The organism is Haloparvum alkalitolerans, from assembly GCF_055381565.1.
Map to the genome: position 1 here is coordinate 104,898 of NZ_AP043936.1, position 24,508 is coordinate 129,405.

Annotated in this window: 25 protein-coding genes and 1 pseudogene; 12 read left to right on the forward strand and 14 right to left on the reverse strand. The window is 58.6% G+C overall.

The annotated features are described in order from the left end of the window. Positions 1 to 74: 74 nt before the first annotated feature. Positions 75 to 1,283: a PD-(D/E)XK nuclease family protein gene (locus ACZ432_RS00515; protein ID WP_426963403.1), complete on the forward strand. Its 1,209-nt coding sequence runs from the start codon at positions 75 to 77 to the stop codon at positions 1,281 to 1,283. A gap of 71 nt (positions 1,284 to 1,354) precedes the next feature. On the opposite strand, the gene ACZ432_RS00520 is transcribed toward ACZ432_RS00515, so the two are convergent. From ACZ432_RS00520 to ACZ432_RS00565, 10 genes are all read right to left on the reverse strand, one after another. Then, on the reverse strand, positions 1,355 to 1,882 hold the full coding sequence (locus ACZ432_RS00520) for an AsnC family transcriptional regulator (RefSeq protein WP_426963489.1): 528 nt from the start codon (positions 1,880 to 1,882) through the stop codon (positions 1,355 to 1,357). Positions 1,883 to 1,990: 108 nt separating this feature from the next. Beyond that, positions 1,991 to 3,121 carry a DUF917 domain-containing protein gene (locus tag ACZ432_RS00525; protein WP_426963404.1) on the reverse strand — a complete coding sequence of 377 codons (1,131 nt, stop codon included), beginning with the start codon at positions 3,119 to 3,121 and terminating at the stop codon, positions 1,991 to 1,993. Between the two features lie 4 nt (positions 3,122 to 3,125). Next, complete coding sequence (locus ACZ432_RS00530) at positions 3,126 to 4,202, reverse strand: DUF917 domain-containing protein (protein ID WP_426963405.1); 1,077 nt, start codon at positions 4,200 to 4,202, stop codon at positions 3,126 to 3,128. Beyond that, entirely contained in the window at positions 4,202 to 5,752 is a 1,551-nt protein-coding gene (locus tag ACZ432_RS00535) for a hydantoinase/oxoprolinase N-terminal domain-containing protein (protein WP_426963406.1), read from the reverse strand. The genes ACZ432_RS00530 and ACZ432_RS00535 overlap by 1 nt, the downstream gene beginning before the upstream one ends. After that, a complete protein-coding gene (locus tag ACZ432_RS00540; protein ID WP_426963407.1) occupies positions 5,749 to 6,849 on the reverse strand; it encodes a DUF917 domain-containing protein in 1,101 nt (366 codons plus the stop codon). Before ACZ432_RS00540 ends, ACZ432_RS00535 begins: the two co-directional genes overlap by 4 nt. Further along, on the reverse strand, positions 6,842 to 7,891 hold the full coding sequence (locus ACZ432_RS00545; RefSeq protein WP_426963408.1) for an ABC transporter ATP-binding protein: 1,050 nt from the start codon (positions 7,889 to 7,891) through the stop codon (positions 6,842 to 6,844). The genes ACZ432_RS00540 and ACZ432_RS00545 overlap by 8 nt, the downstream gene beginning before the upstream one ends. Continuing rightward, positions 7,888 to 9,045, reverse strand: a complete 1,158-nt coding sequence (locus ACZ432_RS00550; protein ID WP_426963409.1) for an ABC transporter ATP-binding protein — start codon at positions 9,043 to 9,045, stop codon at positions 7,888 to 7,890. Before ACZ432_RS00550 ends, ACZ432_RS00545 begins: the two co-directional genes overlap by 4 nt. Beyond that, complete coding sequence (locus ACZ432_RS00555) at positions 9,042 to 9,977, reverse strand: ABC transporter permease (RefSeq protein WP_426963410.1); 936 nt, start codon at positions 9,975 to 9,977, stop codon at positions 9,042 to 9,044. The genes ACZ432_RS00550 and ACZ432_RS00555 overlap by 4 nt, the downstream gene beginning before the upstream one ends. Further along, a complete protein-coding gene (locus ACZ432_RS00560) occupies positions 9,974 to 11,005 on the reverse strand; it encodes an ABC transporter permease (RefSeq protein ID WP_426963411.1) in 1,032 nt (343 codons plus the stop codon). The genes ACZ432_RS00555 and ACZ432_RS00560 overlap by 4 nt, the downstream gene beginning before the upstream one ends. A 142-nt stretch (positions 11,006 to 11,147) precedes the next feature. After that, the gene (locus ACZ432_RS00565; RefSeq protein WP_426963412.1) at positions 11,148 to 12,815 is read right to left on the reverse strand and encodes an ABC transporter substrate-binding protein; all 1,668 of its coding nucleotides are present in this window, start codon (positions 12,813 to 12,815) and stop codon (positions 11,148 to 11,150) included. A 959-nt stretch (positions 12,816 to 13,774) separates the two neighbouring features. Between ACZ432_RS00565 and ACZ432_RS00570 the strand changes: the two genes are divergently transcribed. The 5 genes from ACZ432_RS00570 to ACZ432_RS00590 all read left to right on the forward strand — a co-directional run bounded on the left by ACZ432_RS00570 (position 13,775) and on the right by ACZ432_RS00590 (position 16,250). After that, a complete protein-coding gene (locus ACZ432_RS00570; RefSeq protein ID WP_426963413.1) occupies positions 13,775 to 14,215 on the forward strand; it encodes a hypothetical protein in 441 nt (146 codons plus the stop codon). Positions 14,216 to 14,426: 211 nt separating this feature from the next. Next, entirely contained in the window at positions 14,427 to 14,717 is a 291-nt protein-coding gene (locus ACZ432_RS00575) for a hypothetical protein (protein WP_426963414.1), read from the forward strand. Further along, on the forward strand, positions 14,717 to 15,043 hold the full coding sequence (locus ACZ432_RS00580) for a DUF7558 family protein (RefSeq protein WP_426963415.1): 327 nt from the start codon (positions 14,717 to 14,719) through the stop codon (positions 15,041 to 15,043). Before ACZ432_RS00575 ends, ACZ432_RS00580 begins: the two co-directional genes overlap by 1 nt. Before the next feature lie 272 nt (positions 15,044 to 15,315). Next, on the forward strand, positions 15,316 to 15,684 hold the full coding sequence (locus ACZ432_RS00585; protein WP_426963416.1) for a hypothetical protein: 369 nt from the start codon (positions 15,316 to 15,318) through the stop codon (positions 15,682 to 15,684). Next, a complete protein-coding gene (locus ACZ432_RS00590; RefSeq protein ID WP_426963417.1) occupies positions 15,681 to 16,250 on the forward strand; it encodes a hypothetical protein in 570 nt (189 codons plus the stop codon). The genes ACZ432_RS00585 and ACZ432_RS00590 overlap by 4 nt, the downstream gene beginning before the upstream one ends. Positions 16,251 to 16,320: 70 nt before the next feature. On the opposite strand, the gene ACZ432_RS00595 is transcribed toward ACZ432_RS00590, so the two are convergent. After that, positions 16,321 to 17,130: a transcriptional regulator TbsP domain-containing protein gene (locus ACZ432_RS00595; protein WP_426963418.1), complete on the reverse strand. Its 810-nt coding sequence runs from the start codon at positions 17,128 to 17,130 to the stop codon at positions 16,321 to 16,323. A gap of 102 nt (positions 17,131 to 17,232) precedes the next feature. Here ACZ432_RS00595 and ACZ432_RS00600 point away from each other — a divergent pair, with 102 nt between their 5' ends. Continuing rightward, complete coding sequence (locus tag ACZ432_RS00600) at positions 17,233 to 17,748, forward strand: hypothetical protein (protein ID WP_426963419.1); 516 nt, start codon at positions 17,233 to 17,235, stop codon at positions 17,746 to 17,748. 37 nt (positions 17,749 to 17,785) lie between these two features. On the opposite strand, the gene ACZ432_RS00605 is transcribed toward ACZ432_RS00600, so the two are convergent. Together ACZ432_RS00605 and ACZ432_RS00610 are read right to left on the reverse strand one after the other, a co-directional pair. Further along, positions 17,786 to 18,094, reverse strand: a complete 309-nt coding sequence (locus ACZ432_RS00605) for a hypothetical protein (RefSeq protein WP_426963420.1) — start codon at positions 18,092 to 18,094, stop codon at positions 17,786 to 17,788. Positions 18,095 to 18,122: 28 nt separating this feature from the next. Continuing rightward, a complete protein-coding gene (locus tag ACZ432_RS00610) occupies positions 18,123 to 18,473 on the reverse strand; it encodes an HNH endonuclease (RefSeq protein ID WP_426963421.1) in 351 nt (116 codons plus the stop codon). Positions 18,474 to 19,241: 768 nt separating this feature from the next. Here ACZ432_RS00610 and ACZ432_RS00615 point away from each other — a divergent pair. The 5 genes and pseudogenes from ACZ432_RS00615 to ACZ432_RS00635 all read left to right on the forward strand — a co-directional run. Then, positions 19,242 to 20,090 carry a DNA-binding protein gene (locus ACZ432_RS00615; protein WP_426963422.1) on the forward strand — a complete coding sequence of 283 codons (849 nt, stop codon included), beginning with the start codon at positions 19,242 to 19,244 and terminating at the stop codon, positions 20,088 to 20,090. Positions 20,091 to 20,465: 375 nt separating this feature from the next. Further along, the gene (locus ACZ432_RS00620; RefSeq protein WP_426963423.1) at positions 20,466 to 21,128 is read left to right on the forward strand and encodes a hypothetical protein; all 663 of its coding nucleotides are present in this window, start codon (positions 20,466 to 20,468) and stop codon (positions 21,126 to 21,128) included. Between the two features lie 133 nt (positions 21,129 to 21,261). Then, positions 21,262 to 21,789: a hypothetical protein gene (locus tag ACZ432_RS00625; RefSeq protein WP_426963424.1), complete on the forward strand. Its 528-nt coding sequence runs from the start codon at positions 21,262 to 21,264 to the stop codon at positions 21,787 to 21,789. Between the two features lie 67 nt (positions 21,790 to 21,856). Continuing rightward, entirely contained in the window at positions 21,857 to 22,786 is a 930-nt protein-coding gene (locus tag ACZ432_RS00630; RefSeq protein ID WP_426963425.1) for a transcription initiation factor IIB, read from the forward strand. Between the two features lie 101 nt (positions 22,787 to 22,887). Continuing rightward, positions 22,888 to 23,199: pseudogene (locus ACZ432_RS00635) on the forward strand (helix-turn-helix domain-containing protein); the annotation flags it as partial. A 40-nt stretch (positions 23,200 to 23,239) separates the two neighbouring features. Here ACZ432_RS00635 and ACZ432_RS00640 read toward each other — a convergent pair. Further along, entirely contained in the window at positions 23,240 to 24,250 is a 1,011-nt protein-coding gene (locus tag ACZ432_RS00640; RefSeq protein ID WP_426963426.1) for a restriction endonuclease, read from the reverse strand. Positions 24,251 to 24,508 lie beyond the last annotated feature (258 nt).

Below are 24,508 nucleotides of genomic sequence, written 5' to 3' on the forward strand. Positions count from 1 at the left end.
TTGTAACCCTCTGAGAGAGGCACAACCAACTGCAGAAATAGGTATGCGAATCGAAATCCCCGTAGTGTGAAAATGTGGAAGCAGCCAAAGCTACTTCTGATATTACAGATACTGTAGTGCTAGTGGATGAAACAGATCACCGAGCGCAACTAGAGGACCTCCAGCGGGGGCTCGATAACATTGAAAGACCACCCGAAACGACGTTAGAAATTTTGGGCCAATCGAGGGTCGAACAACGGTGGGAAGAACTACTCGTCTATTTCCTTGACCCCACCAACCCACATGGGTTTGACACAGACGCGCTCCGAGCTTTCCTGAGATCCCTCTACTCACACGGTGAAACTTCCATGTCCGGCCCTCCACGGAACTTAGGAGATGTCGAAGTTTCATCGCAGGTGTCTACGGGGAACGGCATATTCGATATCCTTCTTCGACAACCAGACGAATGGTTCGTCTGTATTGAGTTGAAGGTAGATTCGCCAGAGACCAACGCACAAACGAACCGATACGCCGAGGCGACGAGGCTTGGTGATCTCAACACGCGCCAACACAGCGGGACTGACGAGTACGTCTACATTGCTCCCAAAGATGCCCCTACCTCAGTTTCAGAGGACTTCGTCGATATCTCGTGGGAGCATATAGTTGCGGAACTAGAGACTGTTTTGACTAAGGGATTCGGAAAATACCCCTCGAAGAGCAGCGCACAGCTGGCGGATTTCATCGATACGATTCAACTCGAACTGAACATGGGCGACATCAACCAGATTTCCGAGGAGACCGTACTGTACACTGAATACGCCGAGACAATCAATCGAGTGCAAGACGCATTCGAACGTGACAAAGAGCGACTCTACAATTCGCTTGAGGAGACGTTCTTTGCGGATTTCGGCCATGATGAATGGACCTCGAACACCCGACCGAATACGTATATTCAACTCTACAAGCCGGAGTGGCGAGATATCGGGCCCGGAACGAACATCGAATACGAACCGCACCTCTCACTGAATCAGAAACAGCCTACAATCAGGCTCCGGTTGGACATCGAGCATACGGGCAAAGACGAACTCCGGGAGAAACTGTCTTCGAGAGTGACTCAAGAGGCATTCGAGGACGCGGGTTGGGAGTACGTCAACGGTGCATACGCGCTCGTCGCGAAGTCGGTCCTACTCAATATCGAAAATCCACAAGCATCGGTTCACGAAGCGATTGAGGAGCTCCAACAGCTCCATAATCTGGTGGGTGAACCGATTGAAGAGATCGTGACCGAATATACAGAACCGTAGCTCTGATCGACAGGGTCGTGTGACTCTATTAAGATTCTAATATTCTCTACTCCTTTCAGGACGAGAAAATGCTACGAGTCCTGTGTTGGACGGTCCAGTTCCTTGTCCCAAGCTTTCCACGTATGAACCATCGGAATGAGTTCGTACTCCTCGATGACTGCTCTATCTTCAAATAGGTCCCATGTGTAATCCTTCAGGTCATTCAATGTCTCGTGCCAGAGCCGTACGAACAGATCATAGCTACCCATGCATGAATCGAGAGAATAGACCAGCTCTTCATCAATCAGTGACTCAATTAGCGCGTCACGATCCCCTGCAGGTGCAGTTTTGTCGAGTTTGACGAGTACATCCGCGTACGCGAGGTCGAGTTCTTGCAACACGATCACGGCGTGAACGTCGACAGCTCCCCGCTCCAGTAGGTTCTCCCGACGCCGTCGGACTGCGGTTCGTGATAACCCGACTTGTTCGGCGAGTTCTGTGTCCGAAACCCGCCCATCCTCGTTGAGGGCTTTGAAGATATCGTAGTCGTGATCATCGAGATATCCTTCGAGAAGCTCACGATGAAGCGACTCCGACGTTGACTGTTGCTCTTCTTCCATTCTCTCTTCTGGCGGGTTAGCTGGACTTTCGGACATTATTTTCTTGTTTGGAGTTCTTTCTGAATTTGTTTAATACCCAAGGACAGGCCTTCGCTCGGAACCTGTCCGCTACCGTCCGATGGCCGAGTTTTCAGACAGTTGCTGATACTCGATGTCGTAGCCGAATGCGCCGGGCCCGATCACATCGAGTGCTGCATCGGTTTTCAGGAGCTTTGGTGCTGGGACCCCCATAACCTTGACTCGCTGTCCGTAGCGGAGTGAGCCGGTTGTAATGGGGGCACCAGTATCCTTATCCACAATGCAGATGAGGTCGGGTACCGATGCGAGCACAGCGTCATCTTCCCCACGAGCAATGAGGAACTCGTTTTGGAACTCGATCGTCAAGGAGGCATCTCCATCGAGTGCGGCAAGTGACACCTCCCCGAATGCGAACCCTTCTCGATTCCTTCGGAAGACATCGACAATCTTCCCTGTGAAGAGTGCGTTCGCGTCGAGAGTCTCCTCAATCGCCGTAATCGGATTTCCACCACCGTCACGTCCCTCATGAACGCGGCGTCCAAGTTCACGTGCAAGCGAGACGGTATCAGCGATCGCATACTCGCTGACGAATGACCCCTCCATAAGCGGGAACGCATACCCGGATCGGCCACCCATATCCACCGTGATCGAGCGGGCGAATTTCTCAAGCTGCGCGGCAGACTGGATATCCTGGTAGACAACTTGATTTCCGTGCTCGTCCGTGTTTGCAGCAAAGTTGACGGGCGCCCCGTAGATGAAGAACGTATCCATCTGCAGTTCGGGAAACGCTCGCCCCATGCCGTCACCGTCGATGACAGGGAGACCAGTGAGTGCAGCGACACACAGCGGCGCCATACTGTTTGCACCCCCGATCTCACCGGGGATGATGGCGTCCACCTTGTCCCCGGATGCCGTTTCAATCGCCCGGAGTGATTTCAGATCCTCATCCCCTTTCGGGAACTTCTCACGGCTGATCGTCGGCGCACCCATACCACCAACACTTGCGACCGTCGCGTCGGGACTGAGTTCCTCAGGACTAATGATTTCGACATGGTTTGGGTAGTCCTCATTCTCGAAGATGGTCTCGAGACGGAGCCGGCCCAATCGTGGGTCGCCACCGCCGCCGGTTCCAAGGATTCCGGCCCCAGTTGCGAGCCAGTCGAGGTCTTCTGTGCGAATTTCTGAGACGGTTTCAACCGTCCTGTTTTGGATTGATGACATGCTCTTACGGGGAAATCGGACTGTAGTCGGTTTCGAGGCCAAACGTTCGCGGCCCCCAGACGTCAAGCGCAGCATCGGATCGCATGATCGGTGGCGTCGGAATCGCAAGCACACGGGCACGAGCTCCATACCGGAGTTTTTCAGTCGGGATCGGGTCCCCGGATTCACGGTCAAGGACGGTGATCAGATCCGGAACGGTTGCTACGTACTCGCCATCGAGCGTAGCCCCGAGATTCTCGTTTTGGAACTCGATATGCATTGTCGATCCATGGTCCGGCCCGAGACCGTCGAGTTCGACGTGGCCGAGGACGAATCCGCCCTCGTTCCGTCGTTTGACATCGACGATCTTCCCTTCAAACAGCGAGACCGCTTCGCCATAGATCGATTCCGAGGTGACCTCACGGATCGCCTCAACTACGTTTTCACCGGCTGATCGAACCGCCGCTCCAAGCTCTGCTGCAAGCGACATCGTGCCGGGGATCGCCGTTTCTGTGACTTCCTCACCGGACATCGGGTAATCCGCAATATACCCGACACCGCCCATGCGTACGGTAATGCCACGAGCGATCCACTCCAACTCTTCATTGCTATCTGTCTCCAGGAGGCAGGTGTTCCCCCGTTCGTCACTCACCACGGCTGGCGTGCCGTCCACACCGTAAATGTTGAACGTCTCGTGTTGTAGCTCCGGGAAGGCCCGGCCCATCCCGTCAGCATCGACGAGCGGGATGTCCTTGCGGGCAGCGACCGCGAACGGGAATGTGGAGTTAATCCCGCCACACTCGATCGGCATCGTCGCCGTCGCTTCCCGACCAAGCTCTTTTTCGAGTCGCTCGAGAGAGGCCGTCGGTTCCCCGCCCCCCGGCACTTTTTCGACCGCAACCGTGGGCGCGCCCATCTGGGCTGTCGGGATGACGAGTGCGTCATCGTCGAGATCATCTGGCGGGATTACCTCCACTGGACCGTGGTCTCGAATCGCCTGCTTGGCGACGAGCTTCCCGACGTGGGGATCGCCCCCACCACCTGTACCGAGGACAGTCGCCCCGAGGGCAATATCCTCAATATCGTGTTCGTCGACCTGCATTATTCCTCGCCGAGTGTCCCGGCGGCCTTGACCTTGATTCGCACCGCGTTGCCCGGGAGGTACGAAAGCGGAACTTCCTCGATATCGACGATGTCGACTGTTTCCTCAGCCGCACCGGCACCGACCGCGTTCTCGATAGCCTCGTATTTTGCCGTTTCGAGGGCCTCATCACGAGTCTGGTCATCCAGGCTGAAGATGCGGTCAACCTGCCCTGAGACTTGTGCGATGGCCACACCGACCGCGTTGGCCACTTCATAGTGGTCGGGCATGTGAACTTCACTTGCACCCGATAGGTCGGACGGCACGAGAATACTCCCTCCACCGACCACGACTACTGGGACGGGTTCGGGGCTCGTCTTCATCCGGTCGATCGCCTGTTCAACGCGGTCGCGGATATACTGTCGTGCGCCCGCGATTGTGTCCGCGGGTACGTCGGGCGACTCCGGGCCGATATCGACTGAGCCGCTCGCGACTTCGACGTCGGTCGCGGTCAGCCTCTCACCGCCGAAACACAGGCTCTCCTCAGTCAGGCGGTAGCCCACACTTTGCGGTCCAACCGTCACGTCATCCCCATCGACATCGACGTGTGACCCACCGCCGATTCCGATACTGATCAGGTCGGGCATCCGGAAGTTCGTCTTGACGTCGCCGATCTCGACCGCGACACTACTCTCGCGCGGGAAGCCATCAGTGACGGCCCCGACGTCAGTCGTGGTCCCACCGACGTCAACGATGATCCCGTTTTCAACACCCGAGAGGTAGGCGGCACCGCGAACGGAGTTCGACGGTCCACTCGCGACAGTGAAAATCGGGTACTCCAGGGCGTATTCGACACTCATCAGTGTCCCGTCGTTCTGCCCGAAGTACAGCTGGGCGTCGATCCCACGTTCAGCCATCGCGTCGAGGAACGCTGAGGCTGCCTCATCAGCGACACTCGTCAGTGCTGCGTTGAGTGTCGTTGCATTTTCACGCTCAAGGAGGCCGACACTCCCGATTTCGTTCGACAGTGAGACGGGGATATCGTCGCCAAGCTCGTCGTGAATCAACTCCTCGACGAGTTCTTCGTGGTCCTCACGGACGGGAGAGAACACGCTCGTGACCGCGAATGCCTCCGCATCGCTGAATTCGCGGATAGTCTCGCGAACTTGCTCTTCATCAACGTCGTTGAGCGTTCGCCCATCAAACTCGTGACCACCATCGAGGATCGCGGCTTGTTCACCGATCGCCGCTTCGAGATCGTCCGGCCACTCCATCAGCGGTCGGATACTCTCTGTCGCGGGGGCGCCGAGTCGAATCACGCCGACATCGTTCAGCCCCTTGCGTTCAGTGATCGCGTTTGTCGCATGAGTCGTCCCGAGCATGACGTAGTCGAGTTCCGATGCGGTGAACTCCACGTCATCAAGGACGTCATCGAGGGCGTTGACGATCCCTGTGGTGATATCCTCTGTCGTAGGTCGCTTTGTTTGTGCGATCGGGGTATCGTCTTCGTCCAGGATCACTGCGTCCGTGTTTGTGCCACCAACGTCAATGCCGAGTCTGTATCCGTTCATTTGTTGAGTTCCGTGTAGATGTCTTCAATCGGTTCGTAGTCGATGTCGTAGTCGAAGTACTGCGGCCCAACCAGCTCGAGGCCGGCTGGTGTCCGCCACTTTTCGGAGCACTCCATGCCGACAACAGTCACGCGGTGCCCGTAGCGGAGCCCTTCCGTCGTGATGGGATCGCCCGTCTCCGAGTCAAGGACCGTAATGAGGTCTGGGACACTCGCCACGACGCCGTGTTCGCTGTCACGTGCGACGAGATGCTCGTTCTGGAAGTCGAGCGAAAGCGTCCGCCCATCGTACTCTGAGAGGCCATCGATCGTCGCCTCGCCAACAGCGAACCCGCCTTCGGTCCGGCGAGCAACGTCCATGACCTTCCCTTCGAAGAGCTTGAACCCGTCAACGTACTCGACGAGTGCGTCGATCGGATTCGCGGAGTCCTCTTGGGCTTCGCGGATCGTTCGCCCGATGTCGCGTGCGTACGACATCGACCGGAGAATACCGTGTTCGCGAAGTTCGGCCCCTGTGTGCGGGTATGTCGCGATCATGCAGGAGCCGCCCATGTCGATACTGGTCGTTCTCGCGAATTGCTCCGCCTTTTCGTTTGTCTGGGTATTGACGAACACCGAGTTCCCTTTCTCGTCCGCGATGGACATCGGGGTCGCGTCAATACCACCCAGCGTGAGCGTCACCATCTGGACCTCCGGGAACGCACGGCCCATGGCGTCCGCGTCCACGAGCGGAATGTCCAGCGCTGCGGCGACCGCGATTGGGATCGTGCTGTTGAGGCCTCCTGCTTCGATACTCATCGTCGCGAAGGCTTCCTGTCCCATTGAGCGTTCGAGCGTTTCGAACGCTGCGACCGCCTCATCACCGCGAGGAATTTTCTCGACCATGACCGTAGGGGCCCCGAGCATTGCGCTCGGAACGACGAGTTCGTCGTCAGGGACCTCCGACGGGTCAATAAGGTCGACTGGGCCGTGCTCTTCAATCGCCTGTTCGGCCATCAGCTTGCCGATGTAGGGGTCCCCGCCGCCACCGGTTCCAAGCACTGTGGCCCCGGTTGCGAGGTCGTCTAGATCGGCGCGCGTAATTGTGTCGTTACTCATGTGGTGTGCTCCGTACTGCTGCCGCGGTTTTCACGTCTGGAACGTTTTCGAACGCATCCGCATGCTCGGGGTCATAGATATGACACCGTGCTTCGCCATGGTCATCCACGGCATGCAGTGGGACCTGGTCTGTTTCACAGACATCGGTCGCGTACGGACACCGCGTATGGAACCGGCACCCGGTCGGCACGTTTTCCGGGCTCGGAATTTCACCTTCCAGGCGGTCTTGCTGCGGTTTGTACGCTTCTTCGTCATCACTGGTAACCGGGATCGCGGATAGCAATGCCTGCGTGTACGGATGATGCGGCTGTTCGAACAGCTGTTCCGTCTGGGCGCGTTCCTGAATCTGGCCAAGATACATGACCGCCGTCCGCTCGGCAACGTTGCGAACCAGCGATAGGTCATGCGTGATGAACAGGTACGTGAGATCGAATTCCTCCTGAAGATCATCCAGTAGGCGGACGATCTTCGCCTGCACGCTCACGTCGAGTGCACTCGTTGGCTCGTCCAAGATCAGGAGTTCCGGCTCGATCGAGATCGCCCGGGCAATGTTGATCCGCTGCTTCTGGCCACCGCTGAGCTCGTGCGGGTAGCGGTGCCGGTGTTCCGGATTCAGCTCCACCCGCTCGAGTAGATCGACGATTCTCGATACCCGCTCTCCGCGCGGTACGCCACGGGCTTTCAACGGAACCTCGAGCGTTTGCTCGACCGTTCGACGTGGGTTCAAGCTGGATGTCGGATCCTGGAACACCATTTGGACTTTCGTCCGTAGGTCTTCGAGCTCCGATTCCGAGAGGTCCGTAATGTCCTCTCCGTCGAACGTGATCGATCCACCAGTCGCACTCTTGAGACCGATAATGGTCTCTGCGATCGTGCTTTTTCCACTGCCAGACTCGCCGATCAGAGCGAGCGTTTCGCCCCGGTTGATGTCGAACGACACGCCGTCGACTGCTTTGACATGGCCAGTCGTCCGCTGGAAAAGCCCCGACTTAATCGGGAAGTACTTTTCCAGGTTACGGACCTCGAGAAGTGACTCGCTCATTCGAGATCACCCACGGACTGTTCGACGGCCGCGTCTCCGGTGGCTGACGGGGCTGGTTCTGCCGGCTTGTCACGCATCTGTTCGCGCGTCTCGTCCAGCGTCGGTGGGTCATACGGAGCCGGCTCTACGTCGTCATAGAGGAAGCACGCGACTCCCTGCTCCTCTGCATCGTACTGGAGCTCTGGCCGCTCCGTCTCACACCGCTCGTGTGCGTACGGACACCGGCTTGCGAATCGACAGCCTTCCGGGGGGTCGATATATTCGGGAATCGACCCATCGATCCCGTCGGCCATCTCTTCGCCGGTCAACTTCGGAATCGAGGCAATCAGCCCCTGCGTGTACGGGTGCTGAGGATTCCGGAAGATCTCTTCAGTCGGTGCGGTCTCGACGATCCGACCGGCGTACATGATGTACACGCGGTCGCTAAGCTGTCGCGCCACCCCCAGGTTGTGGGTGATCATCAGTAACGACAGGTTGCGCTCATCGATCAGTTCGTTGAGTAGCTCCAACACCTGGTCGTGGATGGTCACGTCGAGGGCTGTTCCGATCTCGTCGGCGATGAGCAGATCTGGCTCGTTTAGCAGCGCCTGCGCGATCAGAACCCGCTGCGACATGCCGCCCGACAGTTGGGACGGATAGTTGTCCAGAATACGCTCTGCGTCCGGCATCTGGACCTCTTCAAGCAGGTCGATGACTCGCTGCCGGGCTGCCTCGCGGTCGCCATCAAGATGCTTCCGGCGGAAATACTCGAGGACACCGACGTCCTGATTCCCGCCGAATTGGGCAGTATCGGTGAGTTGTTCTCCCACCGTGAACACCGGATTGAGCGACGACATGGGATCTTGGAAGATCATCCCGATGTCGCGGCCCTTGATCCGGTCAACCTCCGACCGCGACGCATCGAGAAGATTCTGACCCCGGAACCTGATCTCCCCTGTCGGGATTCGGGCTGGTGGTTGCTGTAGCGTGCCGAGGATCGACCGCATGGTAACGGACTTGCCACAGCCAGTTTCACCGACGACCGCGACAACTTCACCCTCGTTGACGGTGAGGTCAATCCCGTCGATTACCTCTGCAGTGCCGTCGAACGAGTCGAAGTGCACTCGGAGGTCCTCGACATCGAGGATCGGCTCCGAATCATTCGCGCTTGTCATTGCTGTACCTCCACGTCGAACAGGTCACGGAGTCCGTCACCGATCATGTTGAATCCCATCACGACTACCAGAATCGCGAGTCCGGGGAAGATGCTCACCCACCAGCCGTCTGGGAGGTAAGTTGTCCCGTCGCTCACCATCGTCCCCAGCCCTGGCTGGGGCGGCTGCACGCCGACTCCGATGAACGACAGCCCCGCACCGATCAGGATGACGAACCCGGCGTCGAGGGTAACCTTCACCAGGATCGGGGAGAGGCAATTTGGCAGTATCTCACGGAACAGAATGTGCGGCGTAGATGCCCCCGCGAGTTCTGCGGCGGCGACATACTCTTCGTTCCGTTCGCTCGCGACGAGGTTCTGAACGAGGCGTGCGTACCACGTCCACCAGAGCGAGGCAATCGCCAGCATCGCGTTCGTAATCGTCGGCTCCAGAGCGGAGGTAATCGCGAGCGCCATCACGAGGGGTGGCAGTGCGAGGAACGCGTCCGTTGCCCGCATGATGACGGTCTCGGTAGTGCCTCCGTAGTACCCAGCCACGAGGCCAAAGAGGACTCCGGACGGAACACCGATCCCGAGAACCACTGCGACCATGATGAGCGAGAGTCTGTAGCCGAATAGAACACGACTGAAGACGTCGCGCCCACTCTGATCGGTCCCAAAGGGATGCTCAAGACTCGGTGGCTGCATTGAGTTCGCGAAGTCCGTAAACGCGCCCGCATGTTCTGGGTGAGGCGCAACGACGGGTGCGAAAGCAGCCATGAAGATGACGATCCCGACGATCGCGAGTCCGACTGCACTAATCGGTCGGCTTAGGAACCGTCTCGCAGCTCGGGCCAGCGACTCCCGGCGTGACGGCGGGAACCGCTTTTCTAACCAACTTAGGCTGTCCCCCTCGTGAGATTGGGTGTCTGACTGTGCCGTTTCACCGCTCATGTTGCTTCCTCCATCGAGATCCGAATCCGCGGATCAACACGACCTAGCAGCAGGTCGATCACCAGATTGGAAAGCACGAAGGCAAGTCCAATCGTCATCGTCACGCCGACGATCGCGTTGAAGTCGTTCGTCAAGACCGCATTGACGCCGTACGAGGCTATCCCAGGGAAGTTGAATACGAGTTCAATCAGGAACGCGTTCCCTAGAAGCGATGCGTAGAGCAGTCCGAGGATCGTCAGGGTGGGAATGAAGGCATTCTTGAGCGTGTACTTGTAGACGACCAACCAATCTGGAAGACCAAGGCCGCGTTCAGCCTCGATGTAGTCCTTCCGCTGGACGTCGATCATACTCGATCGGGTTATCCGCATGATCTGTCCGATTCCGGCCATCGAGAGAGCGAACGCTGGGAGGATGAGGTGCATCCAGGCGTCAACGTGCGCTGCCCAATGCCCGCTTAGCAGCGTATCGATGAGCATGAACCCTGTTTGGCGTGTCACCTCTTCTTCAAACCCGCGTGAGATGCGGCCCGTGATCGGGAACCATTGCAGGAGGTAACCAAACACGAGTTGCAGGATGATGCCGATGAAGAATCCCGGCACACTCACTCCAACGAAGGAGATGAGCCGTGAGGCGTTGTCGATGTATCCATCCTTGTTGTTTGCGGCGACAACTCCCAGGAAGATCCCGATGATAATCGTGAACACCATCGCGAGTGTGATCAACTCTAACGTTGCTGGGAGGTACCACAGGATGTCATTGGCGACGGGACTGCGAGTCTGCAGACTCATCCCCAAATCACCAACTAAGAGTCCTTGTATGTAATCGAGGTACTGAATCGGTAGAGGCTGATTCAGTCCTAGCTCTGCAGCAAACTCCTCGACTTGCTCTTCGGAGGCAGTTGGCCCCAGTGCCATCCGGGCTGGGTTTCCAGGCAGGACTCGCGACACCGTGAAAATGATGACCGAAAGGCCGGCCAAACTCACGATCATCCCGGTAAACCGGCGGATGAGGTATTGGTAGTACTTCATACCAATCTCCGTATCCGGAAGGCGAGCCTCCAGTCGTTCACGCAGGTGATGATCTGGTTGTAGGCTTCGCGACAGAGGTCCGAGATGGCGAATCCTCTCGCCGGGGTCGGCTGATCAGGACAGTGCCGATCAGACGTCGTACTCATTCTTGCGTGAGGTCACGGAACCAGTAGTCGAAGCTCATCGACGGACGGTACGTGTAGCCCTGCACCTCTTCGTTCATTGCGTGTTTCTTGGTGTCGACAAACACGAACACGTCCGTGTACTGCTCCGCGATCCGTTGTTGAGCCTCTCTGTACAGATCTGCCCGTGCCTCTGGATCGACGGTGGACCGCGACTCCTCAATTATCGAGTCCAACTCGTCATCCTCGAGATGCGACATGCTCATCCATGTCGATGCCGACTCCGAGTAGTACTCGTTGACAAGGTAGGCGTCGACCGACGGGTACACTGGCCCATAGAACACGTTGTTCGAATGTGATGTCTGCTCGGGATCAGTCGCCATGTCGGTCATCGTTCCCCACGTCTGGGGATTCAGCTCGACTTCAATCCCAACTTCGTTGAGATTCTGTTGGTAGAGGAGTGCAAGCTGTTCTTGGAGGTCTGTCTCACGCACGAAGGTGTGCTCAATCTGGATGTCACCCTCACTGTATCCAGCATTCTCGAGAATTTCACGTGCACGTTCCGGGTCGTACGTTGGTTGCGGAACATCCGAGTTATGTGCACCAAACACCGGTGCAACAGGTCCAACAGCTTTCTCTGAGCCCGGTGCGACTTCGGTTCGCGCGGTCTCGTAGTCGAACGCGTGCGCGATTGCCTTCCGAACCTCGACATCGTCCGTTGGTGCCCGCTGCGTGTTGAGTTTAAAGTGAAGCAGCGTGGCCGTCGGAGTACTGTTCACCCGGATATGATCCTCCTCAGCCAGGGTGCTGTACGTTTCTTCACTCTGGTACTGACTCGTCATGTGCAGCTCCTCGTTCCGCATGAGGGTTCGAACCGTCGAGTCAGTCTCAATGATGTCTACGTAGACCCGTTCGTAGGCATTCTCGGGAATATCGGCCCAGTAGTCCTCGAAGAGATTGAACGAGATCCCGGAGCCCCGTTCAAAGTCGTTCAGCGAGTAGGGACCGGAGCCTGCATCGTCGTTGTTGAGGTACTCCATTCCATAGTCGCCGTTATCACCGAAGTCTCCGTCTGCAGCATTTTCTTGTGCCAGCTGACTGTCGACAATAAACAGCAGCACCAAGACGTCCATGAACGGCGCATGGACCTCGGTAAGGGGAATCTCGATTTCGTACTCGCCGGTGACAGCAACATTATCGATATCGACGACAGAGAACTGCGATGCGTATCCCTCGTTTATCGCGAGTAGTCGTTCCAGCGAGTACTGTACGTCTTCTGCGGTGAGCTGGTTCCCGCTGTGGAACTGGATATCATCGCGGAGCGTGAAGGTGTACGTCTGATTATCGTCAGAGACTGACCAGTCTTCAGCGACGTGCGGCTCTATTTCCCCATCCTCGTTCGGGAACACCAGGGGATCGTACAGGTTGACCATCGCCATGACCTGCGTATAGTCGGTACCGCGAGCAGGGTCGATAGTCCCGAACCGCTGGACTGCGTTCATCGCGAGATCCCGCCGGTCCTCACTACCATCGTCACTACCTCCGTCACTACTGCCCCCACCGCCGTCATTTGACGTTCCGCCACCTGACGACTCTGGGTCTTCCGCACTACAGCCCGCTAGCCCGGCGACACCAGCGGTTCCAATCCCCTGCAGAACCCGGCGCCGTGTCTTCTCATTCTCGAACATCTCTGAAACAGTGCCATTTGGTTGGTCACTGTTTTGTGAGTGGTTTCCACGCATGTCATTCGGTAGCAACACATACTGTACAATAAAACTACCTATCCGGAACCTATATCGATTTGGCCAAACAATATGTGGTGTTTAAGGTTCCAATATGTGGTATACGCGAGGGAGAGATTCCTTACGAGTTTCACAAGTACCCAATATTATATCTCATTCAACACTCCACATAGTGAAATTTGGCTGGAATCACACGATGAATCAGCTGTTAGTAGTCTCTCGACTAGTCAAAACTGCTATAGCCGATCTGTCTTTCGGTAATCCAATCTGCTGCTCTGTTGAATCCGCAGGACGAGGCCGAATCGGCAGCCTAGCGTCCAGAAATTCTGTGCAAGAAACGCGTCTGTGATCAACATGTCAGATTGCCTTATTAAACTTGGCTGATTATAAGACCCCATCAAGTAGTGGAACACAGCCCACGGAATCCCCGTCGAGCCTTTTCTAGCGGCCAACACCACCAGAGTCCAGGGAATGAGGGTGCTTCACGGCTCGGACTACTGCACTAGGGACACCTCGAGAGACTCAGATCAGGGAGAACAGTGACGGCAAGAATTCCAGATCCGACCGAGATCGCCTCCGTTACCCCGCCGTCGGACAGCTTTTGAAATTATAGCACAATCTGAGTGGCCCGTCAAAGTACTTTCTACGACCTCAAATCTGCCCGACGAGACTCTACTGTGATTTAAACCGGTCAATTTACTTTGAATATCGCGGGTTTTGTCCAAAGAAAGAGGCAATATGCAGTGTGCGAAGGCCGCCGGCTCTCTCAGGCCGAGGGGCCGGCACAGGGAGAGTGGATTCAAGAACGTATCAAATGTGGCGCATAGGTTGACAGGGTACGTTTCGGTGGTGTCTGTTGCCCCCACAGGGGGTGGCGGGGCACATCACGTGCCCCCCGATAGACGATGGCTTCGGAACGACCCAGCGAAACACGAGCAGCGCATCAAGCAGCAACCACCCCCGACGGTGAGGCACCGTGGGCGGACCTCGATATGACGGTTCCGACCGACCGGGATCACGCGTCGGTCGTCGCCCTCGTGGAGTGTGCTCTCGTCGAGGTTACGCACGAGGCCGTGGGCGCCGTCTTCGTCTCCCGGCAGGTTGGACGGTCGACGCGGACGCAGTACGTCGCGGTCGAGGAAGTCGGCGAGCAGTTTCAGAAACGGCACTTCCACGACCGACTGGGCTGGCACGAGACCACCGTCCCTCGACGAACCGTTCGCAACGAACTCATCACCCAACTCACGCGGTCGACCTCGATGTCGAGGGAGCAGCCAGGTGAAGAAGCAGCCAGCAAGTCTGACACCTTCGTCGTGAAGCCAGTTCGAGAGCTCCGAACGCCGTAGCGGCTAGACTTAACCAACATTCTCGGCCGATACCGGCACAGTGTTGGTTAACGCTGGGGCTGGATACACTTTCGTCCTCACCCACCGCACTGTACCTCGAATGAGTGTATCCTGGCGGCCGGGTGATCCGAGGAAGTACTGAATCTGCACGTCTGGAGTCGTTTATTAGCGCTGCGAGGCGTGCAGCGCGTGATGTGCGGTGTGACTCACCATGTCTCGTCTGGATCTGCACAACGACACGAGTGCCGACTACGAACAGTTTGAGCGAACGCAACTTGCCAAGGACCGCGACACCGCTGGCGGCGACACGGCAGACATCGACGACGCGACGGCTCAACGCTTGGTTAGCGACCTCGCCGACGCGGATGTCGTCACGCCGGTACCGGAGAACCGCGCTCTGGTCCACGAACCGAGCGGCGCCACGTTCGACTCGGTGACGCAGCTGGCCGTCTTCCACCGTGGTTGGACGGCCGGCCGCGACGCCGACAGGGAGGGTGAGTGATGCAGCAAACGCTCATCGGCTGTGCGTTCTGCGACGCGCCGCCCGGTACCGAGACTGGCGAGGCGCACACCTGGGGGCAGGGCGAACGGGTCACCCACCCGATCTGCGTGGACTGCGCGATTCAGACAGAGCCGGATCCCGACGAGCGCGATCACGTCGCCTGTGATGGCTGTGGGCTGGTCGTCGATACGCTCGCAGCGCTGACGCAGTTCCGCGTGGAACTTGGGCATCTGGAAGGCTCGTTGCAGCTGTGCGCCCGCTGTAGTCCAGGCGGGCTCGCGACGTACTGGACGCACGATCTCGAAGAGCATCTCGTCGCGGACTGATCCGGGGAGCGGTTGTCGACACGAGTGGTACAGCGACGGCGGCAGTAGTGTCGCAGCTAGTTGTAGTTGACCACCCTGTAACCTCTGTCGCACTGTTTGTGTTACTGCCCCGTCGCTCCACTATCGGGCTAGCAGCCAGCTGATTCTTCGAAGAGTTGAACGCATAGACCGACGGCAGAGACTGGCGGGGCGGTCCCGTCAGGGCACCGATGTGCAAGATCTGTGCAAACACCGAAACCGTTATGGATCTATGTGCAAAACTTGCACACAGAATGAGCGCAAGCGACGATCCCCGACGGGTACACTTTCAGTCGCCGGAGTATCTCGTCGACCGCTTGGACGCGATCGCGGAGCTCTTCGATACGGATCGGACCGATTTGCTCGTTGAGGCGATGCGTGAGTACATCGAGGAAACAGCCGAGAGTGAGACGTTCCAGGAACTCGTCGCGACGAAGTACTACGACGGGCAGCTTGAGTTCGAGACGGTCAGGCAGTTAGTCGGCGCTGAGACCGCCCAGCGACTCCGCCTCCTCAAGGCGGACCTCGAGGGCGAACCGTTCGATATCGCTGCTCCCGACGATATCGACGTCTACGATGGCGACGCGACTGCGGTCGAGACCGGTGCCGACGACGATCGATGAGCCGTCAGCAGCTGCGAACGGTCGTCGCCGACACCAGTGCGCTGGTCAGTCTCGCCGTTCCCCGAGCCGACGCGGCCGTCAACACCGAGATTCCGGACCCGTTTCAGTACCTCCTCACCTCGTGTGAGGTGTTCGTGCCGCCAGAAGTGGTCGCGGAGCTCCACGACATCGCGCAGTATCAGGACCTCCACGCTGCGGCTGCGAACAACGTCCTCGCCGCCCGCGGCCACTACACGGTCGAGGATCCCTACGACCGCGACGAGACGCCCGAGTCGCGGCCGACGTTCGGTCTCGATGAGGGAGAAACGGACGGCATCGTCCTCGCGAACGCGCTTACCGTCGACGGGTTTCTGACCGACGAGTTCGGTGGGACGAACTTCCCCCTGATTCACGCCGTGTTGGAAGGGCCGCGGATCGTCCCAACCCCGCGGCTCATCGTCGACTATGCTCGGAACGGGCATCTGAGCCACGAGACAGCTCGAATCCTGATCACGACGATCAGCCCGCACCGGAGCTGGCAGAATAGCCCCTACGTCACGCAATTACTCCAACGCTTGAACTCGTAACGTACCTCCAAGTGGTGATGTCGAACACCCAGCGACGGTACTGGTGGGATTGAGACCGGCCCAGAGCTGCTCAATCGAGGGCGGCGGCCGCCTGCTCGACGAGTGGCTCCATATCGGCATCCGTGACTGACTCGTCCAGGTGGAGTCGTTGTCGAGGGCGACCGACCTCGATCTGTACCTTCGTTGTCCGCACGAGGTCAGCCTCTACAAGATCTTGCTTCGCCCGAGTGAGACTCGCTTTACTACGAATCTGGTGGTAGTCTGCCCACTTGCCAAGATCGTAGTGGAGCGCCTCCGAACGTGCCCCCGCGAGTATCGCCACCACAGCAACTGTGAGCGGGCCACCGATTTCCTGATTTGCCTCGATACCGGCCGCAAACGCCTCCGCGGCCGCGTCGTCACACTCTGCAGCCAGGGTCTCCAGTACACGTTCCCGTCCCGGATACGGAAGCACGTACGCGCTCGTGTCGAGATCTTCCCAGTAGGTCGTGTGAACGGCGCTTGCGAGCTCTTCGTCTTCGGCCACCGTACTGGCAACGCGGTCGTCCAGTGGGAGCGGATTGTCTACTCGCGTTTCGGTAACGAACACAGAAGTCGGGAGGTCCGCGGTCGCTTCGTGCAGCGAGAGTCGATCGGCTGCGATCAGTTCGCCAGCGAGCCATCCGATCCCGAAATCTCGTTTGAGATCCCGAAGAACTGACTTTGGTGCTACGACTCGCAGAGTCAGATCAGTCGCAACGTCAGTATCGTACACCGTCGAAATTACGTCTCGAAGAAGCTCATACTGCCGACAGACCGTTAGTAATCTGTCCGTCCCTCGAGCAGCCTCTAGGGTGCCTTCGAACGTGAGCGTGGCGTGCGATGAATCTCCAGTGACCATATGATGCGTATTCACAGCGCCTTTTTTGTAGTGTCGATCGCCAGTAAAATGGTCAGAGAATTTTCTGTAACTTTTATGCACTTGACGCATGAGACAATTCGCATGCCCGACCGACACCTTACTCGTCGGAAATTTGGAGCGCTGTTAGGATTTGTAGTCCCCTCAATTTCTGGGTGTTTATCCAATGTTCCTGGGTCGAATCCCACACCTACACCCGAGCCAACGGAAGAGGGGGACTACCCCAACAATGTGCTGCTTGATGATCGCGTGATGCATCGAAACGAGACAATAACGATCCCGGCTGGGGAGTATGAACCGTACCGAGTTGACGCGTCTGGCGGAGCTCACTGGTTGCTCTATGATTTCATCGTGAAGAGCGGCGGCCCGATCGACGTGTTCCTCTTCGACGAAGACGCCTATTCCGGCTACACACAGGGCGAAAATGTCGAGTTTTACAGCGTCTACAGTCACGTTGAGGCTGCGTCTGAAGAAACAGAGTTCCCACTTGAGGACGCCGAGCGCGTCCTTGTGTTCGACAATACACCATGGCGTACCGAACCGCAAGGCGAGGTAACGGTTGAGTTAGAGATCGAACTTGCGACTTCCGAAGAGAGCTGACGTAAGTGGTACGACCACGAGTGTCTGTGCAGCTCGTTTAGATCCCCAGTAGGCCGCCAGCCGAGTGTTCACGACCGCACTCGGGACAGGACGCTCCGTCCATCAACTCCGCTCCGAAGGAACCGATGCGGTAGCCAGCATAAAGTCCGATCGGGACAGTAAAGATCCACGCCACGAACCCGACGCCCGCGGTCGCAACGCCGACGACGCTCCCAATTGCGAAGCCTATCCCCGCGAAGATGATCGCCATCCCCGCGATCCACAGCAGTTTCCGATTGGGTGGATCGGGCGTAGCCACCGTACCGCACTCCTCGCATTGCACTTGTAGGTCGTAGACTGACACCATGCAGTTATTACAGCCAAAATATAAATAATTAAAACTTTCTTTTCCGGGCATTGGAAACGAACGTGCCTACGCTACACTCCGTAAACTCTCCTTCAAACTGGCCGTGACACTCCGGACAGAGTGTTACCAGATTTTCCAGCGCGTTCATCTCCTGCGGTGTGCCGTCAAACTGCGATCGCGGACGAATATGGTGAACAGCCGGCTCCCGGCCGATCGTATCCTCTGCATCACCACAGACACGGCAGGCGTAGCCGTCTCGTTCCAGACATCTCTTGCGTTGTTTCGACCAGTTAACACCATATTCAGTCGCGGAGTACGGTGAGTCTAGCCCTGCCGACTTGTAGACACCCCGGACGAGTGTCTTCCACAGCAGCCCCATATGCCGCCGATTGGAGGCCGGTTGGGTAGTAATTTCACCTTTCAACGCCAGTCTTCAAGCGGCTCACTTATCGAATATATGTATTTAAGCACAGGTCAAAATCCATCCGGTGGTCGGCAGAACGCTCGCGCGCTGCGATGGTGACTCACTCTTCCAACGATGTTCAGAGCCACAGCGGCACGAGAGATTCACCGTCCTATGGAACGCGGAGTAAAACAAGTGCGACGACATCCTCCCATCGCGTAGATGCCAACGATCCGGCACAGTATATTTCTCACTCTAGCGATCGGAATCTCGAAGGCACGCACAGAGCGTTGTCAGATGCGAGAGTCGAGATACTCATCTATGGTGGGTACGCACCGGCACGCCCCGCGCGCCGCGTGCCGCCCTCCGCGTCGCTCGCGACCGACCATTCCGGGCGTGCGGGCGCTCTCCGCACCGCCCGCGCCCGTTCCGGGCTAAAGTGGATGTGCCCTCGGCGCCAGCGCTTCACCCGTTCGGGTCCAAGGGACCTCGGCAAAGCCGACCGCGACGGACGTGGTTGCGTCGCGGCGAACGGGGAATGCGCTGGCCGCTCGCTCCGGGCGGGTCGGCGCGCGGTGCTGGTTGGGACTCTCCTCTGAGGCGCGCGCCGCTCGCGCCCCGATGAGGCGCGAGGCGAAGGCGCGAGCGGCGCGCGCAGCTGGTTCCGTCGGTGAGTCGGAGAAAATCCCGCGATGAAGCGCGGGAGGTGGCGCGTCGTGAGCGCCTTCAGGTGCTAGAACACCAATGAGTAGTAAACGCGTTATCGGTCAAGAAGTTTCGGTCGATGAACAGGGTTTGGAAGCAGCGGAGGAAGACGACGATGCGGAGCCGTTGCGGCCGACGGTGGACATGCAGGTGCGCGCGAAGGTGGACGCGAACCATCCGGATGCGGGCGTTCACGGACTGACGCTGGAAGCCGAGGAGAAGGCGCTGGCACGCGAGCTCGAGAAGGAGCGGACGCGCGAGCGGTGGGACCGGCGGCAGTCGTCGGACCGGGAAGCCCGGGCACGGCGCCAAGCGGCGGCCGAGAGTCGGGCACGGCAAGAGGCGTTCGCGGAACGGCGCGCGAGCGTGGACGAATGGGCCGGGCCGGAGCAGCCGGATCCCCGGGAGACGCTGAGCCGGGACGAGCTGGCAGCCGTGAACGAGCAGGCGCGGACGATCGCGGACGTGAAAGGCGGCTGGACGGCGGCGGCCGTGAGCCGGCAGCTGGCGCGGCGAGTCGCGGACGGGGCGGACATCCCAACGGCCGTGATGCGGACGAGCGAGGCGCTCGATCGTGATCCCGGGCGGCTCACCCCGATCGACGCGGTCGCGGACGTCGGTCGCGGCGAGGTGTCCATCGAAGGGCGCGTCGTGGAGTTGTGGGAGCCGACCAGCGCGGCCATCCAACAGGTCGGACTCCTGGAGGACGAGACGGGGCGCATCAAGGTCACCAGCTGGGTCAAAAGCGACCAACCCCGAATCGAGGAAGGCGAGCGCGTGCGGCTGTACGACGCAGCGACGAGCTGGTACCAGGGGCGCGTCTCGGTGGCACTGACGGGGCGGTCGCGGGTCACCTTCCCCGAACGCGACGACTGGCTGACCCCGTAGGCCATCGCAGCCCCCTTTTTGCCGTGTGGATCCGCAGGCGGCTGATCGGCGTCGGTGCGGACCCGGAAGACGGAGAGAATGCACCATCCAGCCCACACCCACCGCCCCACCCTCCGCTCCGTGCTCGCTCCGTTCGTCGCTGCGCGCGCAGCCACGACCTCGGGGACGAAAGGGACAGAAACCCTGACGATGAGACAGAGAGTCACCCCACACAGCAAGCAACGTGACCCCAGCCAAGGCGTACTCCAGGGAGGGTCGCCGACAAGGTGGGACCACCGTCAGTTACAGATCCGACAGCAACAACACCCAGCATGTTGTTCGAGATTTCTGACACTGCCGGCACCTTCATGCAGAATAACCGGCAACGACCCAGCCATGACGCAGGAGTTCGAGGTACTCACCGAGGGGCCACAAACAGGGGTCAAGCTCGGGAACCTCGGCCCGGACGAGCGCCAACGCGTCCGAAAGATCGACGTGTCGCGGTCGCCAGGTGGGCCGCCATCAACACCAACTGGGGCGTTCACGACTATCTACTACGTCGCCGGTGAGGAGCGTGCGGCCGCGGCCGAATTCGTCGCCAAGAACCGTGACGCACTCGAGGCAGTCAACCTGACTGGCTGTGGATCGAACGTCGTCTCGACGAGCGTACCACGCGAGATCTACGACTGGATCCTCCACGAGCTCGGCGAGCGTCGACTTACGAAGTACGAGACGGTCGTGGTGGAGTACCGACCGACTGTAGACGCAACGTGGTGTATCGGCCGACGGCGGTTCGAAACGGGGTATAGCCAGCGCTATAGTCAGAGAGGAAGCGGCTCGGCTCGCGTCACGGGCTCGCTCGAGAGCCTCTTCGACTCGCTCTGTCCTGTCGACACGGACTACGTCATCGCGGAGCGTACCCTCCGCGATCATGATGACGTAGTGGGCGATGTCCGAGAGGTTCTCGATGCGCTTCGCCAGATACCGCAACTGCCGGTCACACCGGTGACGGACAATGGCGAGCTTGCCGTTCGCGTTCAACCGTCGGCGAATCTGTAGAAGGTAACTCCCTCAACAACCGAGATAGTCAGACGCCAGCCACCGCTTCCAAACCACAGGTCGCACCGTTGTACGGAGGGATTGTCACGCCCCGAGGGCTGCGGGCGCGCGACTGCGGGCCTGCACCGATCCCATGGCGACAGACTCTCCCGACCGCGAGCGACAGCAAACGGTTGCGACGGCCGATCCGTGCATCGAGAACGATCACGAGCTCCTCCGCGTCAGGGAGCAGGTCCCCGGCCGCGAACCAACGGCCTACGACATCGAGCTGACCGAGGGGCCACCATACTCGTACACGACGACGTACTGGCGGTGCCGACGATGTGGCCAGGAGCGGAACCATCGTGACGAGTTCCGGGAACCATGCACGGTTGAGCGGCGGCCACATCCCGTAACGGATGGCGGCTACTCGATCGAAGCGCCACGGACGCGTCGTGCTCTGTCGGAGGCGATGGAGGTTCGGTTCGGCGAGCAGGGCGCTCGCTACATCGTCGAGAGCGCGACCGGCAGCACCTACGAGGTCGATCTCGCGGCCGAGCAATGTACGTGCCCGGATGCACGCCACCGCGATCCCCAAGGTGGCTGCAAACACCTCCGACGCGTCGACATCGAGGTTCGAACGGGGACCGTGCCGGCACCGGACGGGCGGTTCCTCCGCTAACCCGTGGGGGTTTGTCGGCCCCTGAGAGGGTGCGGGGCGATCCCACGCGGGTCGCCGCGAATACCCAATGCAGACGAGAACCATCTACGACCGAACGTTCGACGAAGAAGCACAGGAGCCCGAACAAGCGGACTGTCCGGATTGCGGCGGCCGCGTTACGACGACGGGACACGAAACCGTGTGCGACGACTGCAGGCTTGTGCTCGATGCGTCGCCGATCGACCACGGCCCGGACTGGCGAAACTTCGAGGACGGAACGGAGAACAAGTCCCGAACCGGCGCCCCGGTCACGCAGACGCGACACGACCGCGGGCTCTCGACCGAGATCGGTAGCAGACGGGACGCGAACGGCAACACCCTCTCCGGACGGAAGCAACGGCAGATGTCCCGGCTCCGGATGCGGCACAGTCGGGCACAGTTCAGTTCAAAGTGCGAGCGAAACCTCGCGACCGCCTGTACGGAGATCGCCCGCCTCGTGAGCGCGCTCGACCTTACACAGGGGCTTCGTGAACGCGCAAGCACCCTTTTCCGGAAGGCACAGAAGGCAGACCTCCTCAAGGGTCGTTCGATCGAAGCGCTTGCAGCTGGCAGTGTGTATGGGGCGTGTCGGACCGACGGCCTCCTCCGCACCATCGAGGAAGTCGCGGACGTGGCCCGCTGTGACCGCGGGAAGGTCCTCCTTGGCTATCGCGTCCTCAACACGGAACTCGGAATTGCGAGTCGCCCCATCTCGCCGGGCGACATCCTGCCGCGGCTGTTCACAGAACTCGACGTATCACCGGCGATCCGCTCGCGGGCAGCCGACCTCGCACAGTGCGCCCGTGAGGAAGGGTTGATCAGCGGGCGATCCCCATCCGGTGTCGCGGCCGGGTGCCTCTATCTCGCGAGCGAAGAGCACGGTGGCGGACTGATCCAGGAAGAGATCGCGGCGGTGGCCGACGTGACGCCTGTGACGCTTCGTGAGCGGTACCAAGAATTGCAGAAACAGTCCGGTTAATCGCTGTGTGGATGTCACCTAACCGAATCCCGTTGGCCAACTTTTCAAGTGAAGAGCCCCGGCGTTCACGGCGGGTGTGACACCACCGCGCCGACAGCGACATCGTCCACGACTTCCTCTCGCTCGCGGACCTCCTCGAGGAGCCACAGCTCGCCCAGCTGTACGCGTACCTCGCTCGGAAGGGGGAGGCGGCCGTCCAAGACGTAATGAACGACCTCAAACTCGCTCAGGGGACGGCTTACAGCTACGTCAACCGGCTCGTTGACGCCGGTGTCGTCGACATCACCGACGACGAGCAGCCACGCCAGTACGTCGCCCGGGAGATCGACCTGACTGTAACGACGACCGCGGGCGACCGCGAGTACACGATCACGCCGGTGCTCATCGACGCCGTTGGGTGGCTCGAACCGGAGCGCCACTAGAACCACTACCAGACTTCCGCAGGAGATCATTTTAGCTCGTGTGTACCGAGACTCCCCTAACTGAGTCCAGACTAGTTTTGAGGTCGTCAGGCAAGCTCGGAATGTCGGCAAGATCCACTTCGGTAAAGTCAATCTCGATTCCGTAACGATCGATTTTGATTCGGGTGAGGTCGCATATTGAACTCAGATCGACTGCCAGAAGATACCTCGTAGTCTCCTGTATTCGGATATCAATATCAAGATTCCGTGGGCCGGTTTGCGTTCTCACCTCCGGATCGTGTGTTTGCCAGCCGTTTCGAAGTGGTTTCTCGGAGAGGGAGATCGGATTGTGCTTTGAGCCAGTGCTATCAACGACATCAACCTCCTGTTTGTCCCCAATAGCCAGCCAGACACTATCTTGGAGACTACGAGTACGGAGAGTAAGGGCTACGAAGAGCCCATCAAAATCCATTTTGTTTGGAGAAACATCACTCTCGGAGGAGAAATTAACGCGTGCAATTCCGAGTAATTCTGCGATGACATCATCACCAATTCCCCGGGGCAATTCAGCTGTTTCACGAGTGCTCTTCCCCGATTTTGTATCTGTCTCTCGTGGGGTGGAACTCGATGGTTGAAGGCCCCCAGTCGTAGTTTCCACCAGATCCATCGCGTCGTTCTCCTCTACCAGCTGTGCAAGCTGCTCTCCATCGATGCATTTCACATTCAGCTCTGAGGCGATTGCACTCGCCTCCGATGTGAATGCACTCGTGGTTACGACAAGGACCTGATCAACGTTCTCCTCTTGCTGTCGAAGAGAACTATACTCTCTAATCTGTGGGCTCCCAACTCGGTTGTCAGACTGGTATCGCTTAGCCTGAATCAGGGTTTTTTGCTGATACGGATGAAACCGCTTAGCGATGACATCAATTCCACGATCGCTCGACCTAGTGGTAACTTCTGTCTCCCAACCAAGTCGTTCCCAGAGATCACCGATGAAGTGCTCAAATTCGTCCGGGTCTATATTCTGTAGATGTTGGATGATTTCAGCACTGGATAGTGACATCTACGCACACGAAGTACCGCGTGGCTCTTATTAATGGAGGATACTACTGACTGTCCGGTTTTGGAACTAGCCTATCGAGAGTATACCTGTGATACCAAGTTTGGAATAGATGGACCGAAGGCAAGAAAGAATCCATTCAGTAGATGAGGCCACTCATTCGAGAGGTTTCAATTTTCGATCAGTAAGTGGAGAGGTCACATACCGGTCAGCAAAAAGCCCAGTAGTTTGAACAACAACGAACGGTAAAGGGTTCGACCA